Here is a 14,766-nt window from a genome sequence, read left to right as displayed (position 1 = left end):
AGAATTCTACTCTCTCTTTAAAACCGAATTAACTTTAGCAATGATAGCCTCAGGGGTTATGGTATCCATCACGTTATCATAACCCTTGGGGAATTTATTACCATATACAGAAGTAGGGATTAGTGGGTATTGATGCCTATCGGCCAATAAAGCATTATCAATGTTCTGTTTAAAGGGATAAAAACCGGCATAAGGATGGGTTACTCCCCAAATGGTTATGGTGGGTACTCCGAAGATCGCGGCCAAATGAGCGTTTCCACTGTCCATCGCCAGCATGAGATCTAAGTTGGAAATAACGGTCAATTCCTCTTCGAAAGTAATCTTTCCCGCCATGTTTACGCAGTTGCTGAACTCTATTGCCCAGGTCTCCAATTGTTCTTCTTCCTTCTTACCCCCTCCAAACAATAGTATTTTATAATTGGTACTTTCATTAAGCGCCTTAACCACCTTATGCATTTGTGGTAACGGGTACATTTTTCCATCAAATGCTGCGAATGGTGCTATTCCGATCCATTTTTCAGCTTTTGGCCCTACAACCTTTTGGACGGTTGTAGACATTTCTCTTTTTGATGCAGGGGTAACCGATTCTAAATTAACAGGGAATCCTAATATGGCAAAAACATCAGCATAGCGCTGGTGAGTGGATTTTAACGGTTTAAATATTTTTTTGGCACTAGAGGTTAGCGCCTTTTTTTCAGAGCGACCCTTATCAACCTGCACGAAGGGTATGTTGGTCAGCCTGAAAAATCCTTTTAATATGGAACTTCGCAGTACATTGTGAAGATCAGCGACTGCATCTACGCCAAGGCATTTAAGCTCCTTATAAAGGCTAAATAGTCCAACTACACCCTTATGTTTCCCCTTTACGTCAGCCGCATAGACAGTTACGTTAGGGATCCCTTGAAATAAGGGGGCAAAAAAGCTTCTGGTTAAAACGGTGATCTGAACATTTGGATATTGGCTTACCAAGCCAGACAGCACCGGGACCGTCATGGCCACATCTCCCATGGCAGACAACCTGATCACCAAAAGGTGAGTGCTATCTTTTGATTTTAAAGAAATGTTACCCTTTTTGGCCACGAAGAATTGGGTTTAATTCCTCATCGTTGTACATTTTCATCTGTTTGTAGACTTTCATGTACTTATTGCCAGCTTCTATATCCGTCAGTAATTGGTCAATTGCCAAGGACAGATCCTTCTTTTGTTCTAAGAGGGTGTTCAACTTTTGTTGGCATTTTGATACGTGTTCTTCCGAAGCATCAATACGCTCTGCCTCCTCCTTCATATGGTACACCTTCAAGGCCAAAATTGAAAGTCGGTCTATCGCCCAGGCTGGACTCTCAGTGTTGATGGTGGCATTCGGCTTCTTTTCAACCGATTGGTATTTTTGCAGAAAATAACTATCGATATACTCTACCAAATCCGTTCTATCCTGATTACTGGCATCAATCTTACGCTTCAATACCAATGCTGCACCTGGCTCAATATTTGGATCCCTTATGATATCTTCATAATGCCATTGCACCGTATCGATCCAGTTTTTTCGATATAACAAATGGGCGATATTATCCTTTTCATAAGGATTTGAAAATTCTTGATAAACATCATCCTTTACGTGATACTTCTGTATACTTTCTTCGAAAATGGTATAGGCAAATTCACTGAACATTTTTCCGCTTATTTTAGGGCAAAGATACTTTTTATTTATTCAAAATATTCCCAAAGAAGATAAGGAAGGGAACAAGTACAGCAGCTATCAGTACTATCTCCTTCATGTTGGGCTTCTTTATGGATTCTATGTAATGGGTAAAGAAAATAACTGCGGGAAAGAAAGTCATCAATACAGGATACGTATTATCGGCAGAAAAAAGCACGACAGTAATCATGGAAATGAAAAAGTACAGGGCTATCAGTCGCATCGCAATGATCTTTCCAGAGCCTGAGGTACGGAGTTTAACAAATGCCACTAACCCGGCTATTGCCGTCATCAGTATATAGATTACCAATTTAATACTGTTCCCAACATGTGTAAAATAAGCCACATTGAATTCAAAATCGAATTGATAGTGCTTTTCCAAAAAGGTCGGATTGTCCATTATCAATAGGATGGCATAGGAAATCATGGCCACCGTGAAAAAGCCGGTAAAAGGTATCAACCAGTTCCTCCCATTTTTAGGGTCATACAGGTAAATAGCTATATAGACAAGAACAATGTATACTATGGCCCAGTCATAAAACAGGCTGGCCACTACGATCCATAGTGAAGCGTCAAATATCTTTACTTTAATATTCTTTAGGGATTTTATGCTAAGTAATCTTCTTGCGGCCAACAAAAGGAAGAGGTTGCACCAAATGGCATTTTCGTCGGTAAGCACCTCGGGGAAAACCACCATTAACATGGTAAAAAACAAGATGGCGAAAGAATTGGTTTTGGTGAGTTTGTTGCGCTTTACAATGAAGTCAACCAAAAAAATGCTGAACATTAAAAGGATCAAAAATCCCATTTTATATAGAAGTTCATCGGATAGCTCCGTCTGTGCAAAAAGGAACAAATGGGAAAACCAATAGAACAAAAACAAAAACACCAACAAAATAATGTAGTTAATGGGTTTTGTTTTTCCAAAAATGCTTGAAATCATCCTAGGTTTTTATACTTTTGCAAGGTAAAGATAAATAAGATGACAGCATTTTTTGAAGGTATCGCGGATTTATTTGTAAACTACTTGTTTTGGCCATTTGACCAATTGCGTTTTATGGAAAATTGGTGGGCGGCCAATTTTTTAAACTGGATCTTTATGATCATTTGCACGGCTGCAATGGTATATTGGATGTTACAACTAAAAAAATACAACGATAGCGGGGAAGAGAGCAAGGACGCAACGGCTCATTCCTACATCTAAAAGGATTTAAAATAAAAACAAAATCCGCATTGAATATAGAAATCTATATCCAATGCGGATTTTCTATTCCATACATTTCCCTCTATTTCAGATCGAACCCAAGATCCTTACGGTAGTACATCCCGTCAAAATTAAGTTTTTCTAAATTTTGGTAGGATAAAGCTAAAGCTTCTTTGAAATTTTCTCCGAAAGACGTAATCGCCATGACTCTTCCGCCATTGGTAACCACTTTTCCGTCTTTTAGGGTAGTACCAGCATGAAATACCAAAGAATCAGAAATAGTGTCGTATCCAATAATTTCTTTTCCTTTTTCATAGGCTTCTGGGTAGCCACCGGCAACGGTCATTACTGTTGTAGCGGTCCTTTCATCTATTCTTAGATCTATTTGATCCAGGGTTTGATTGGCCACTGCCTCAAAAACGGCTACTAAGTCGTTCTGAATTCTAGGTAATACCACTTCGGTTTCCGGATCCCCCAAGCGGACATTATATTCGATCACTTTAGGTTCTTCTCCGACTTTGATCAAGCCAATAAAGATAAATCCTTTATAAGGCAGGTTGTCCTTTTTAAGCCCTTCTACGGTAGGTTTCACCACTCGTTCGTGTATCTTCTCCATAAACGCCTTATTGGCGAATGGAACGGGTGAAATGGCCCCCATGCCGCCTGTATTCAATCCTGTATCACCTTCTCCAATACGTTTATAGTCCTTGGCTGTTGGCAAAACCTTGTAATTCTTGCCATCTGTAAGAACAAAAACACTCAGTTCGATACCAGAAAGGAATTCCTCAATGACCACTGTAGCACTTGCATTTCCGAATTTGGCATCTACCAACATACTCTGCAGTTCCTTTTTTGCCTCTACAATGTCATTTAGAATTACCACTCCTTTACCCGCAGCCAAGCCATCGGCCTTAAGCACATAGGGGGGGCTCAAGGTTTCCAAAAAAGCAAAGCCTTTTTCCAACGTATCACTTGTAAAGCTTTGGTATGCCGCAGTAGGAATATTGTGGCGCATCATAAATTCCTTGGCAAAATCCTTGCTGCCCTCTAACGTAGCAGCTGCTTTTTGGGGACCAATGACAGGTATATGTTTTATTTCGGAATCGTTTAAAAAGAAATCATGGACGCCATTCACCAATGGATCTTCGGGGCCCACTACTACCATGTTTATGTTCTTGGATATAACCGCCTTTTTTATGGCTTCGAAATCATTCACCCCAATGGATAAATTTTCTGCAATGGAGGCTGTACCAGCATTTCCTGGCGCAACATAAAGTTGATCTAGTTTAGGACTTTGCTTTAATTTCCATGCTAAGGTATGCTCACGACCACCAGCACCAAGAATCAGGATGTTCATTTTCTATAGTTTTGGGCAAAAATACAGATTGAGTATGAAAATCATGTTATTCCTTGAAATAATAACAAATTGAAATTTAATAAACCCTTTCTAATTTTTATTTCTATCCGCAAAGTCGCGGTGCTCCGTTTTCACCAATTCCTCTTGAGAAAGGGACTTAAAATAATCATAGGTTTTCTTCATCCCCTCTGCTCTACCTACCTTGGGCTCCCATCCCAAAATCTCCTTGGCTTTGGAAATATCCGGTTGTCTTTGCATAGGGTCGTCCTTTGGCAACGGTTTGTAAATAACCTTTTGATCTGTCCCGGTTAATTTTATGATCTCTTCTGCAAAGTCTTTAATTGTTATTTCATGCGGATTTCCAATATTAACTGGATCCGTATAATCACTCATAAGCAAACGATAGATTCCTTCCACCTCGTCATCGACATAACAAAACGATCTTGTCTGAGAACCGTCCCCAAAGACAGTAAGATCCTCCCCTCGCAAGGCTTGTCCCATAAAAGCTGGGATAACACGCCCGTCATTAAGCCGCATTCTAGGACCATAAGTATTGAAGATTCGAACGATACGGGTATCTACTCCGTGGAAGCGGTGGTATGCCATTGTAATGGATTCCTGAAAGCGTTTGGCTTCATCGTAGACCCCTCTTGGCCCTATGGTGTTCACATTGCCGTAGTATTCCTCGGTCTGTGGATGCACCAATGGGTCTCCGTAAATCTCCGAAGTAGAGGCAATAAGGATTCTGGCCCCCTTATCCTTTGCCAGCCCCAATAAGTTATGTGTACCCAAAGCCCCTACCTTTAGGGTTTGGATTGGAATTTTCAAATAATCGATCGGACTTGCGGGCGATGCAAAATGAAGAATATAATCTAGCTTTCCAGGAACATGAACAAACTTGGTTACATCATGGTGATAGAACTCAAATTGTTCCAGATGAAAGAGATGGTCAATATTTTTAAGATCTCCCGTGATGAGGTTATCCATTGCGATGACATGAAAGCCCTCTTTTATAAAACGATCACATAAGTGTGACCCTAGAAACCCTGCTGCCCCAGTAATTAAGACTCTTTTCATTCTTTATGTTTTTGCTTACTCCTATAAAAGTATCGAAAATACTATAATAAACTTCATGGTGGGATTATTCAAGACTAACAGCCAAAATAAAGGATTACTTGTATTAATATGCCTTCTCCTCCCCTTTGATGGCATTTAACACGGTTAGGAATACTATCTTAATATCCAGGATGAGGGACCAGTTTTCTATATAGAAGATGTCAATTTTAATTGGGTCTAATCCTATTTCTCTATTAATAGTTACTTTGGGGTATTTTTAGATTTTTTTTTGGTTTTTTTATTTTTGCCAGAGTCCTCAACCTTAATCTTAAACTTATCGACTTTTCTTTTGAGTAATATTTTCTGCTTTAAAGTGGTGAAATTATAATTGTACTTAAAAAATATAAATCCAAGAAATAACACTACGGAAACTAACATAATTACCATCCCAAGATTTTTCGCCGTACTTCCTAAAACAATAAAAAGCATTACAAATATTAAATTAAAAAACCCAATGATAAAACTTGCTTGTTTGTGGGAAAGTCCCCAATAATCTATTAAAACATGATGAGTATGGTTTCGATCTGGGGAAAAGGGACCTTTTTTATTTGCGAGTCTAATGGCAAAAACCCTAGCGGTATCGAAGAGTGGCACTATTAATATACTAATCGCTATTAATGGCGCATTTTCCAATAAAAAAGGCAGGTCTGTATACGTTTGTGGCTTTAAAGCTAAAAATTTTAGAGTGAGAATACTAATAATAAAACCCACAATCAAAGAACCAGTATCTCCCATAAATATTTTTCTATCAGAGGAAATATTAAAACCCAAGAAAGCCATTAAACTAGCATTGATCGTAATGGCGATAAGTGCATAATAATATTCCTCCGTTAAATAAAATATTGTAGTATAAATTACCATTATAACAATTCCCACTACTGAAGCCAATCCATCAATACCATCAATTAAATTATAAGAATTGATAATCGTTAACATCATGAAACCGCCAATAACGATATATAAATAATAGGGAATCTCGTTAATGTTTAAAAATCCATTAAGGGAATAAATAGTGAAACCTTCATTTACTAAAACAAAAGAAATAGCCAAAACTTGCGCTATTAACTTTGAGCCAGGAGACAATACGACTAAATCATCCTTTAAACCTATAATAAAGAGAATAGTAAGCCCTGGAATAATATACATTCCTTCATCAAAAGAGTTCCATCCTTTTATAAAAAATAATGCAATAATTAAGGTATAAAAAAATGACACGCCCCCTAATGTAGGAGTTCGCCTAACATGTGAACTTCGAGAGTTAGGCGAATCCATAAGACGTTTATACTCAACAACTCTAATAATTTTTGGAATTGTCAAGTAGGTTAGAAGGAATGCACCGATAAACAAGAATATAACACTTTCTAGAAAATACAAATTATTTACGTTTAAATAAGATTGGTAAAAGTAAAGAAAGTTTTAATGCAAAATTAAGCTCTATGATTCCTTTTCTTAATGATTTAACTTCTATATTTGAAATACCCCCTTACCATCCAATTAACCAAATAATATACAGAGTAAAAAAAGTTTAATTTTTCAATTTTATAATAAAACAACCATTGATATTTTATTAAACTCCGTTTATTTCTAGATAATGATGATTTCCTAATTCTATATATTGCTAAAGGCTCTTTTATTCCTAAAGCAAAATCTATATCTTTTAAATATTGCAACCAAAGTCCGAAATCTTGTCTTTTACGAAGATTAGGCATGTATTTTTTGCCTAATTGTTTAATATTAATAAATGCTGTAAGACAACTTATAGGATTTGATTTTAATATATCGGTATATGTAACTTTATCTGGAACTATAAAATCTTTTAATAGAGGGTTTAAATTTTCATCAAACCTCTTGTATGACGAAAAAACAAATGGACATTTTTTTTTAGTTGATACATTAATACTTACTTCTATAAAGTTTGGCATCCAAATATCATCAGCATCTAAAAAAGTCAAAAAGTCCCCTGTGGCCCTCTCAATTCCAGTATTTCTTGCAATAGCAGAGCCCGAATTTTCTTGTAATTGAAAAAAATAAATCCGCGTATCTTTTAATTGATATGCTTTTACAATTTCTGAAGTATTATCGGATGATTTGTCATCAATTATTATTATTTCCCAATTGGTATAACTTTGATTTAGTACTGATTTAATAGTTTCTTCAATATACTTTTCTGAATTGTAAGTTGGAGTTACGATTGAAACTTTTGGCGTCATTAATGAATTTTATTTTTAATGTTTAATAATTAACGGTTTAATAATACCAAATCTATAAAAGACATCGGTATTGTTTAATATTTCTGCCTTTTCTGTCTCCAATTTGAAATTATTAACACATTTTTCTAAGATAGAATTTCTTTGATGATTACTTAGTTTTTTAAAAATTTCTGATGACCAAAAAAAAGATGCAACAGAGAATCTTAGATTCTCGACATTATTTTTTTTAAAATTCCCCAGGGATCCTCGCACATCTACGGAACAAGTTTTTAAATTAATTTTACTGTAAATAAAATTACTTAGGTTATTCTTTAACTTAGTAATATGCTCGTCCGTATTATTTAATAAATATTCTTCAAGTAGAAAATGTTGGACAAACAGGTATGGTGTATTTAGCGTATTGTTCCAGTCCTTAGGAGCTTCTGGCCAATACCCACTTTCATTATAATCCCTTAAAATAATATTTCTATAAAAATGATGTAATTTTAAATATGAATTATTGCAGGTGACATTGTATAGCGATTTTAAGGCCAACATTGATGCCATATTATGATTACTTGAAAACTTGTGCGGCGTTTCTAGCCACTTCACTGCTTTATTTACGGAAATTCTAATTTTCTCTTGATTAAATATTTCGGGATATTTATTAGCAACTTTTGCAAGACCATGTAAAAAGAGAGATGTTCTAATGTGACTAGATTCTCCTTCCTGAATAAAAGCCCCTTCCTTATTCTGTAAATTTTCAATACTAAATAATATAGCTTTTTTTATTCGTGAATTATAATAACTTATTTCTTCTGTTTCTATAGACAAGTAAAACGTAATTGCTTCGTTGTATCTATTGTCTTTATTTTCAAATCCCTTTCCCCAATAACCTCTTTCATTCCAAGTTTTTTCTATTTCTGTTAACTTACTTTCTAAAAACTTATCTAAATAAATATTTGGATTTTGAGAATTGCAAAAATTAGAAAATAAAAAAATAGATATTACGTAATAAACTTTCATAACCTTATTTTCTTTTTTCTACTTTGTATATATACATGAGGTGGTTGGAAACGGCATATAAAGTTACGCCATAGGCTCTGATTAAATAGTCTTCAACTAACATTAACAAAATAAATATAGCACTAAAACTTATAAATAAGCTAGACTTTTTATCAAAAGCAATTTTTAAGTTAGATGCTATGGAGCAAATGAAAAATATTAATCCAATAATTCCACAGCTTAATAGTATTCTTAAATAAAAGTTATGAGCACTTATGCTTTGGTTTTGATAGTTATTGTTTTCATAACAACTATTTAGAGTTTGCTGTACATCACCAACTCCAACACCTATCCAAAAGTTTTTTACTGATTCTGAAATGGAGCAGGAATATATTTGCATTCTTAAATTTGTTGAATTTTGTTTTAGATCAAATAAATATTCCCTGTTGAAAGAATTAAATAAATCAAAAAACCTCGAATTTATAGTTTTAACCTTTAAAATTGCTATCGTAAAAAGAGTTATTAAGAGAAATAGGAAAATGAATTTATTTTTAAATGCTATTTTATTTGAGAATAATATAATTGCAAGATTACTTGTAAATAAAAGTATTAAGGCTGTTTTCGATGCTAAAATCGCAGTGGCTAATGTTAGAATTATTAATAAGGGAATTGCAATTAGAATTCTTATTGTTTTTTGACTATTTATTAAATACTTGACAATAATTAAACTCGAAAAAATAAAATAAGTTGACGTGTAAATTGGATGAATATCTATATAAAAAAAATTCTCTCTTAGCATATGGAATACTATTGAGGTATTGAATACCTTGTACATGCCATATTTACTAAATAATGATATAATAATATAAAAGGCAAGAGACAAAGAAGATAATACAAAAACCTTTGCAATAATCTCTAGATCTTTTTTCTTTATTTTAGGGGAAATTATACTAACAGCAGGGAACAATATTAAAGGTAACGAGTGTTGAATTATTTTATATCCAGAAACGGAATTTTCAGAGTAGAAGTATGAAATACAAAAAAGTACATAAAATAAAATTTGAGATAATATATACTTATAATCAAAAGAGTCTAAATTGTCATTTTTTTTTAGCAAAAATAGAACCGAGACAAATATTAAATATGATATTATAGAAATTGATAAAACCCCTGTTGGCATTAATGGCATAGTGCCCAATAGGAGTAATAAAAAAAATGATATATTATTGATAACATTTATTTTATCAAGCATCCTTTATATTTTTTGAATGAATTGCATTAAATCTTTTTCATAATCTTCCCAAAAATTATCTGCATTTTTAAACTGCTGCTGAGATTTTTTTATTGAATGGATAAGTGTTTTATCTTCATTTAGTTTAATCAATAAATTACTAATTGACTGATAATCATATGGATTCACCGTAAAGCCTAGGTTGTATTTCTCTACTAAATCCCCCAGTTTAGTGTCTTTAGCAAAAATAGCGGGTTTATTAAAGACTAAAGATTCAAAAAATTTATTTGAAATAGCATTTTTAACATTAAAATCCTTGCTTGGATAAGCAGCCCAAATTAAATCAGCAGACGTAAAAAGCTTACCCAAATCCTCATAATTATACCATTCTGTATTTAAAAGTATATTGGAGAAGTTATTTTTATTTTTATGACTAATTAGATCTTCTGCAAAACCGGAACCTCTTATAGTGAGCGTGAAGCTATCGAGATTACCAATTACGTCCATCAGCAGCATCAAACTAGCTTTATATCTCAAGGTCCCGAAAAATGATAAATTTAAAGTATTATTTGTGACAATATTTCTATTGTCAAATCCACACATTATTTTTTTTAGAGGTCTATTTTCTAGAGTAATTGAATGAATCTTTTTAGAATAAAAATCTTTAAAAAATCGAGAAGCAAATATTATACCATCTGTTTTAATCAAACTTATATTTTCAATTAACCTAAATATGAATCTAATAAAATAGTTGCTATGCGTTGGCATATCAAGATTGTCGTAAATCAATTTCTGATTGCCTTGTTTTAAACAACTGCACAAAAATAACATATCCCAATGCGAGGCAATTATAACATCATAATGATTTTTAACTAATAATTTTTTAATGAAACAATAGTAGGAGTAAATTGATAATAATTTTCTCAATTTATTCCTTGAAATTTTAGTAAAAACAATGTGATTTTTATGTTCTTTTACAATCACACCATTTCTATTCCACATTACTGAATGAACCTTGAAACCACTATTTAAAAGACTATTCTCTATTCTTAAACTTCTTGTTTGTAATGGAAAAAAATTTTCAACAATTAGGATATTTTTATTTAAATATTGTTTCATATTTTTCAATTATGTTTTTAACACTATGTTGGTGTAAGAATTTACTATTATTCAAATTGTTAAACTCCACATCATTTAAATCACCAACATAAATATTGTAAGGATAGAACTTTTTCATTTCGGCACCGAATTTCCCATAACCCTCTAAAAGGATTATTTTTTTATTAAAGCTCATACACTCATAGAATATATTACTAATTCTATAATTATATGGAATGTTTAAAATTATATATGTGGCATTGTATATTAAATCTGTATAATTTTCAAAGTATGGTTTACTTATCACATTTTGTCCATATCTATTCATTATCTCTCCTTTTAAAATCAAAGGTAATCCCGATTTTTGAGAAAAAGCCAATGCTTTTTTAAAGCTTAAACTTTTAAACTCTAGATTAGGCGCAAAAATGAAATCTTTAGGGGATGTGCTTTTAGGTTTATGTTCAATTAGACTTAATGGATGTGGAATATGATAACATTCATTACTAAGTTTTTTTAGATAATTTTTAATGTACTCTTCAAAAACAAAAAATGAAAGATTCGAATTAATTCTATTAAAAAGAAACGAGCTTAGTTTTCCTCGGTCAAGGTTGTTATGTAAGTATAAAAATGTTTTGTTTTTTCTTCTCCAAAAGAGGGAAAGTGAAATGTTTTCAAAGCTAGTTAATAGAATATGATCACTCCTTTTTATAATGTTCAGGTTTGATATTTTTTTAATAACTCTCCTTTGAGAGTTTACGAATTCATATTTATTTTTATAATGGAATAATTCATCATTCAATGTTATGGAATTAGAAAATTTTATTTTTTGCAAGTAGCTATTGGAGGAAACGAATAACACATCATATTTTAAATCTAATATTTTAAGGGTTTCCTGAACAAACTTAGTGTGGCCAGCCTCAGCTAATAAATCTATAACTACAATTCTAGCTTTCATAAACTTTGTTTTTACTATAATTAAAAATAATTCCTAGCAAAATACCCATGATAATAAAGTTTTTTAATCCTGCTCCAAAAAGGATTAAGAAGTATGGAATAAATGAATACATTAACCAATCATTTTTAGGAATTTTTAGAAAAACATATATAATAATAAATAATATAAAGAATAGACCTGAGTAACCCATTTTCAAAAATATATAAGGTATAGTATTATGTGGCCGCATAAATTTCTCTTTAATTAATTCAATTTCAGAGAAGGCGGAATCATCTAACCTTACATTGAAATCTTTAAATGAATAATTTTCATCTGTAAAGTAGCTACCAAAACCCTTTCCAAAAAAAACAGTCATAGCTCCAGATTGGTAAAGCTCTTTGTTGATGTTCAAAACTTCAATAATTCTTGTTTTCGGAGAATTCGGGATTTTTTTCAAATCTTTTACGGATTGAATGTCCTTTAATACGGTAATTGTTTGAGTAATTTGGTCTATTTTATGTTTTCCGAAGACACTAGCATAATTCATAATGAAAAGAAAAGAGATTATTATAAGGCATATAACAGCTACATACTTATAAATTCTCGAAAAATTTGTGGTGATTATTAATAAAATAGCTAATCCAGCACCAATAAAAGCAAAGCTACTTATGTACAAGTATTTTATTCTAATAAAAATGAAAATTAAATGAAAAAGGGTTAACGCAATTTTGGTGTTTTTTGAGGCCTTAGTAAAGAGAATAATTGGAAAAATACTTATCAAATAAAAGTGGCTAAATTCATCTAAAAAATATGGTTTTAAGTCTATCATTTCACCCTTCAAAAATGAGATAAGGGTCAAATAAGGGAAATAATATAAAACATACTTTTTAAGGGTTTTTAGGAATTGATCATGGTCTTCTTGGTTATTATAAAAAAGGAGTAAAAAAAAGGCAAATGAAAGGAATAATATAGTCTCAACTAAAGCATATTTAATTGTAAAATTGAAATATACCCCTAATCCAATCCTTATAAAAAAGAACGCGATGAACGGAATAATAATTTGGGGAATCTTTTTAAGACTTTTTATTTCAACCAGAAAAAGTATAATTATCAAAAAGTATATTATGGAAATAAAGAGAAAATTATTTTTATAAATACTCTGTCCAAATAAATGATAAGAATTTATTAATAGCAATGTGTACAATAGAATTTTATCTTGCTTCAAATATTGAGACAAAGAAATAATACAGCAAAGAATTAATAGTAAATAGGGTATTACACCATTAAATAAAAAAATTAATGGAAAAATTAATACTAAAATATCTTCTTTATTAAGTTTAAGTATTTCCAAATATTTTGAATTTTTTTACGAAATATAACCTCAGTAATACCTCAAAAAATATTGGTATAACATAAAGCAATAAAATCATTTTAAATGTAAGAGTACCAAACATCAAATAAAGAACACCAGCAAATAAAAAATATATACCTATTTGAAGTATAGTGCTAAAATTATATTCTTTTAGATGTCCTTTCACAACTAGGACGTTCTCACCTAAACCCCAAGTTAAGCAACTTAAGGGTATTGAGAAGCCTAAGATTAAAAATCCATAGAAAACATTGTCAATTTCTGATAAATCAAGAAAAAATAATGTGATTCTATCCGAAGCTAAGACTAAGGCTATATATACAAAAAAACTTACTAAAGTTGAGTACATTAGTATCCTTTTGGACATTTTCATGTTTTTAGTTTTCGATAAATAAGGAAAAAAAGCTTGACTTAACAAAGAAAAAGGCTTTCTTAAAGCTTCAGTTATTTTCAATAAAAAATCATAGACTGCAAGCTCACTAAGTCCAAAAAACGAGTTAATAATAATTTTACTGGAACTTTCCATTAAAACAAAACTGGCTCTGGATAAAAAAATATAAAAACTACTCCTAGCGTAGCTTAGGGTTTTTCGAATACCTAAATAAACAAATTTAATTTTATGGTTAACAAAAATTATACGCATTGCAATGAAACCTATTATAATGCCAGATACCAAATAGATAATAGGAACTTTTATATAATCTTCAGGAGTTTTTATTAATACCAGAATTAAAATAAGCGTAAGAATTTTAGAAAAAGAATTCAGATAAGTAATATATTTCATTTCTTCAATGCCTTGAAAATACCAAATAGGTAAAACAAGATCATTCAAACATAGATATAAAGAAACGTAAAAAAGAAGATAGTTGTTTTTAGCCTCTGGAATGAATGGTATAATGGCAGTTAGAAGTATTATGCTAAAAATTATTAGTAAACATTTTAATATCAGAACACTGCTAACTATCTCACTTATTTTATTTTTGTTGTTTCTGTATTGAGAGATTTCTTGGGTTGCAGTGATGTTAAAACCAAAATTAACTAGCACTACAAAAAAAGTTGCAGTTGCTTGCGCAAATATAATAAGACCGTAGTTTTCCTTTCCTAGTTTATCAATGAGATATGGAAAAATAACAATTGGCCCAATAATCCCAATAAGTTGAAGTAATGAAAGATATCCAAAATTGACAAATATCTTTCTTAAGTCTTTTGTGAAAAGAAAATTATTATTTTTTAGAGCCATTTAATTTTAGTGAAAAGCTAACGATGTTGTTTTATGCAAACAGATCATCATAAAAATTATAAACCATTCACATATTTCAAATATGTTTCGGGATTATTTTACGATCGGTTTTTTGTGATTAATTATTTTATGGAAAAAATTTAATAAACCTTATATGTGATTTATTCACATCCATTTTCAACTATCAAAATTAAATTTTTAACTAAATAATTATAATTTTAAATTTTAACCGTAAACAACTTTAGTACTACAGTATATGAACTAAAATGAGATTTACAAAACAGCGTTTTTTTGAATCAGCCGTCATTTATGACTTCCCTTAAAGTT

Annotated in this window: 14 protein-coding genes; 1 reads left to right on the top strand and 13 read right to left on the bottom strand. The window is 31.7% G+C overall.

Annotation, left to right across the window (positions count from 1 at the left end; translation table 11 throughout):
- Positions 1 to 6: 6 nt before the first annotated feature.
- The 3 genes from ABXZ32_RS05310 to ABXZ32_RS05300 are packed head-to-tail and all read right to left on the bottom strand — an operon-like array spanning position 7 to position 2,639.
- Positions 7 to 1,080: a glycosyltransferase family 9 protein gene (locus ABXZ32_RS05310; RefSeq protein ID WP_354617631.1), complete on the bottom strand. Its 1,074-nt coding sequence runs from the start codon at positions 1,078 to 1,080 to the stop codon at positions 7 to 9.
- Complete coding sequence (locus ABXZ32_RS05305) at positions 1,064 to 1,669, bottom strand: DUF4254 domain-containing protein (protein ID WP_354617630.1); 606 nt, start codon at positions 1,667 to 1,669, stop codon at positions 1,064 to 1,066. The genes ABXZ32_RS05310 and ABXZ32_RS05305 overlap by 17 nt, the downstream gene beginning before the upstream one ends.
- A gap of 31 nt (positions 1,670 to 1,700) precedes the next feature.
- Positions 1,701 to 2,639 carry a DUF6427 family protein gene (locus ABXZ32_RS05300; RefSeq protein WP_354617629.1) on the bottom strand — a complete coding sequence of 313 codons (939 nt, stop codon included), beginning with the start codon at positions 2,637 to 2,639 and terminating at the stop codon, positions 1,701 to 1,703.
- A gap of 39 nt (positions 2,640 to 2,678) precedes the next feature.
- Here ABXZ32_RS05300 and ABXZ32_RS05295 point away from each other — a divergent pair, with 39 nt between their 5' ends.
- Positions 2,679 to 2,900, top strand: coding sequence for a DUF6341 family protein (locus tag ABXZ32_RS05295; protein WP_354617628.1), 222 nt, complete (start codon positions 2,679 to 2,681; stop codon positions 2,898 to 2,900).
- 82 nt (positions 2,901 to 2,982) lie between these two features.
- Here the strand turns inward: ABXZ32_RS05295 and purD are convergent, their stop codons facing one another.
- The 10 genes from purD to ABXZ32_RS05245 all read right to left on the bottom strand — a co-directional run bounded on the left by purD (position 2,983) and on the right by ABXZ32_RS05245 (position 14,439).
- On the bottom strand, positions 2,983 to 4,257 hold the full coding sequence (gene purD / locus ABXZ32_RS05290) for a phosphoribosylamine--glycine ligase (protein WP_354617627.1): 1,275 nt from the start codon (positions 4,255 to 4,257) through the stop codon (positions 2,983 to 2,985).
- Positions 4,258 to 4,347: 90 nt separating this feature from the next.
- On the bottom strand, positions 4,348 to 5,334 hold the full coding sequence (locus tag ABXZ32_RS05285; RefSeq protein WP_354617626.1) for a UDP-glucuronic acid decarboxylase family protein: 987 nt from the start codon (positions 5,332 to 5,334) through the stop codon (positions 4,348 to 4,350).
- A 240-nt stretch (positions 5,335 to 5,574) separates the two neighbouring features.
- On the bottom strand, positions 5,575 to 6,747 hold the full coding sequence (locus tag ABXZ32_RS05280) for a glycosyltransferase family 4 protein (protein WP_354617625.1): 1,173 nt from the start codon (positions 6,745 to 6,747) through the stop codon (positions 5,575 to 5,577).
- A gap of 83 nt (positions 6,748 to 6,830) precedes the next feature.
- A complete protein-coding gene (locus ABXZ32_RS05275; protein WP_354617624.1) occupies positions 6,831 to 7,583 on the bottom strand; it encodes a glycosyltransferase family 2 protein in 753 nt (250 codons plus the stop codon).
- Positions 7,584 to 7,598: 15 nt separating this feature from the next.
- Positions 7,599 to 8,588, bottom strand: a complete 990-nt coding sequence (locus tag ABXZ32_RS05270) for a hypothetical protein (RefSeq protein WP_354617623.1) — start codon at positions 8,586 to 8,588, stop codon at positions 7,599 to 7,601.
- A gap of 4 nt (positions 8,589 to 8,592) precedes the next feature.
- Positions 8,593 to 9,819: an O-antigen ligase family protein gene (locus ABXZ32_RS05265; RefSeq protein ID WP_354617622.1), complete on the bottom strand. Its 1,227-nt coding sequence runs from the start codon at positions 9,817 to 9,819 to the stop codon at positions 8,593 to 8,595.
- A 3-nt stretch (positions 9,820 to 9,822) separates the two neighbouring features.
- Positions 9,823 to 10,917, bottom strand: coding sequence for a glycosyltransferase family protein (locus ABXZ32_RS05260; protein WP_354617621.1), 1,095 nt, complete (start codon positions 10,915 to 10,917; stop codon positions 9,823 to 9,825).
- Entirely contained in the window at positions 10,898 to 11,851 is a 954-nt protein-coding gene (locus ABXZ32_RS05255; protein ID WP_354617620.1) for a hypothetical protein, read from the bottom strand. Before ABXZ32_RS05255 ends, ABXZ32_RS05260 begins: the two co-directional genes overlap by 20 nt.
- Positions 11,841 to 13,181 (bottom strand): hypothetical protein, encoded by a 1,341-nt coding sequence (locus tag ABXZ32_RS05250; RefSeq protein ID WP_354617619.1) that lies wholly within the window; start codon positions 13,179 to 13,181, stop codon positions 11,841 to 11,843. The genes ABXZ32_RS05255 and ABXZ32_RS05250 overlap by 11 nt, the downstream gene beginning before the upstream one ends.
- Positions 13,168 to 14,439, bottom strand: a complete 1,272-nt coding sequence (locus ABXZ32_RS05245; RefSeq protein WP_354617618.1) for an oligosaccharide flippase family protein — start codon at positions 14,437 to 14,439, stop codon at positions 13,168 to 13,170. The genes ABXZ32_RS05250 and ABXZ32_RS05245 overlap by 14 nt, the downstream gene beginning before the upstream one ends.
- Positions 14,440 to 14,766 lie beyond the last annotated feature (327 nt).

The organism is Sediminicola luteus (assembly GCF_040566555.1).
GTDB lineage: Bacteria > Bacteroidota > Bacteroidia > Flavobacteriales > Flavobacteriaceae > Sediminicola.
This window is presented reverse-complemented; position numbering and strand designations above follow the sequence as displayed.

What these genes read in the sequence shown, in the direction of transcription:
- ABXZ32_RS05305 (WP_354617630.1), bottom strand. Translation starts at nt 1,669, where the DNA reads ATGTTCAGTGAATTTGCCTATACCATTTTCGAAGAAAGTATACAGAAG.
- ABXZ32_RS05300 (WP_354617629.1), bottom strand. Translation starts at nt 2,639, where the DNA reads ATGATTTCAAGCATTTTTGGAAAAACAAAACCCATTAACTACATTATT.
- ABXZ32_RS05295 (WP_354617628.1), top strand. Translation starts at nt 2,679, where the DNA reads ATGACAGCATTTTTTGAAGGTATCGCGGATTTATTTGTAAACTACTTG.
- purD (WP_354617627.1), bottom strand. Translation starts at nt 4,257, where the DNA reads ATGAACATCCTGATTCTTGGTGCTGGTGGTCGTGAGCATACCTTAGCA.
- ABXZ32_RS05285 (WP_354617626.1), bottom strand. Translation starts at nt 5,334, where the DNA reads ATGAAAAGAGTCTTAATTACTGGGGCAGCAGGGTTTCTAGGGTCACAC.
- ABXZ32_RS05275 (WP_354617624.1), bottom strand. Translation starts at nt 7,583, where the DNA reads ATGACGCCAAAAGTTTCAATCGTAACTCCAACTTACAATTCAGAAAAG.
- ABXZ32_RS05270 (WP_354617623.1), bottom strand. Translation starts at nt 8,588, where the DNA reads ATGAAAGTTTATTACGTAATATCTATTTTTTTATTTTCTAATTTTTGC.
- ABXZ32_RS05265 (WP_354617622.1), bottom strand. Translation starts at nt 9,819, where the DNA reads ATGCTTGATAAAATAAATGTTATCAATAATATATCATTTTTTTTATTA.
- ABXZ32_RS05260 (WP_354617621.1), bottom strand. Translation starts at nt 10,917, where the DNA reads ATGAAACAATATTTAAATAAAAATATCCTAATTGTTGAAAATTTTTTT.
- ABXZ32_RS05255 (WP_354617620.1), bottom strand. Translation starts at nt 11,851, where the DNA reads ATGAAAGCTAGAATTGTAGTTATAGATTTATTAGCTGAGGCTGGCCAC.
- ABXZ32_RS05245 (WP_354617618.1), bottom strand. Translation starts at nt 14,439, where the DNA reads ATGGCTCTAAAAAATAATAATTTTCTTTTCACAAAAGACTTAAGAAAG.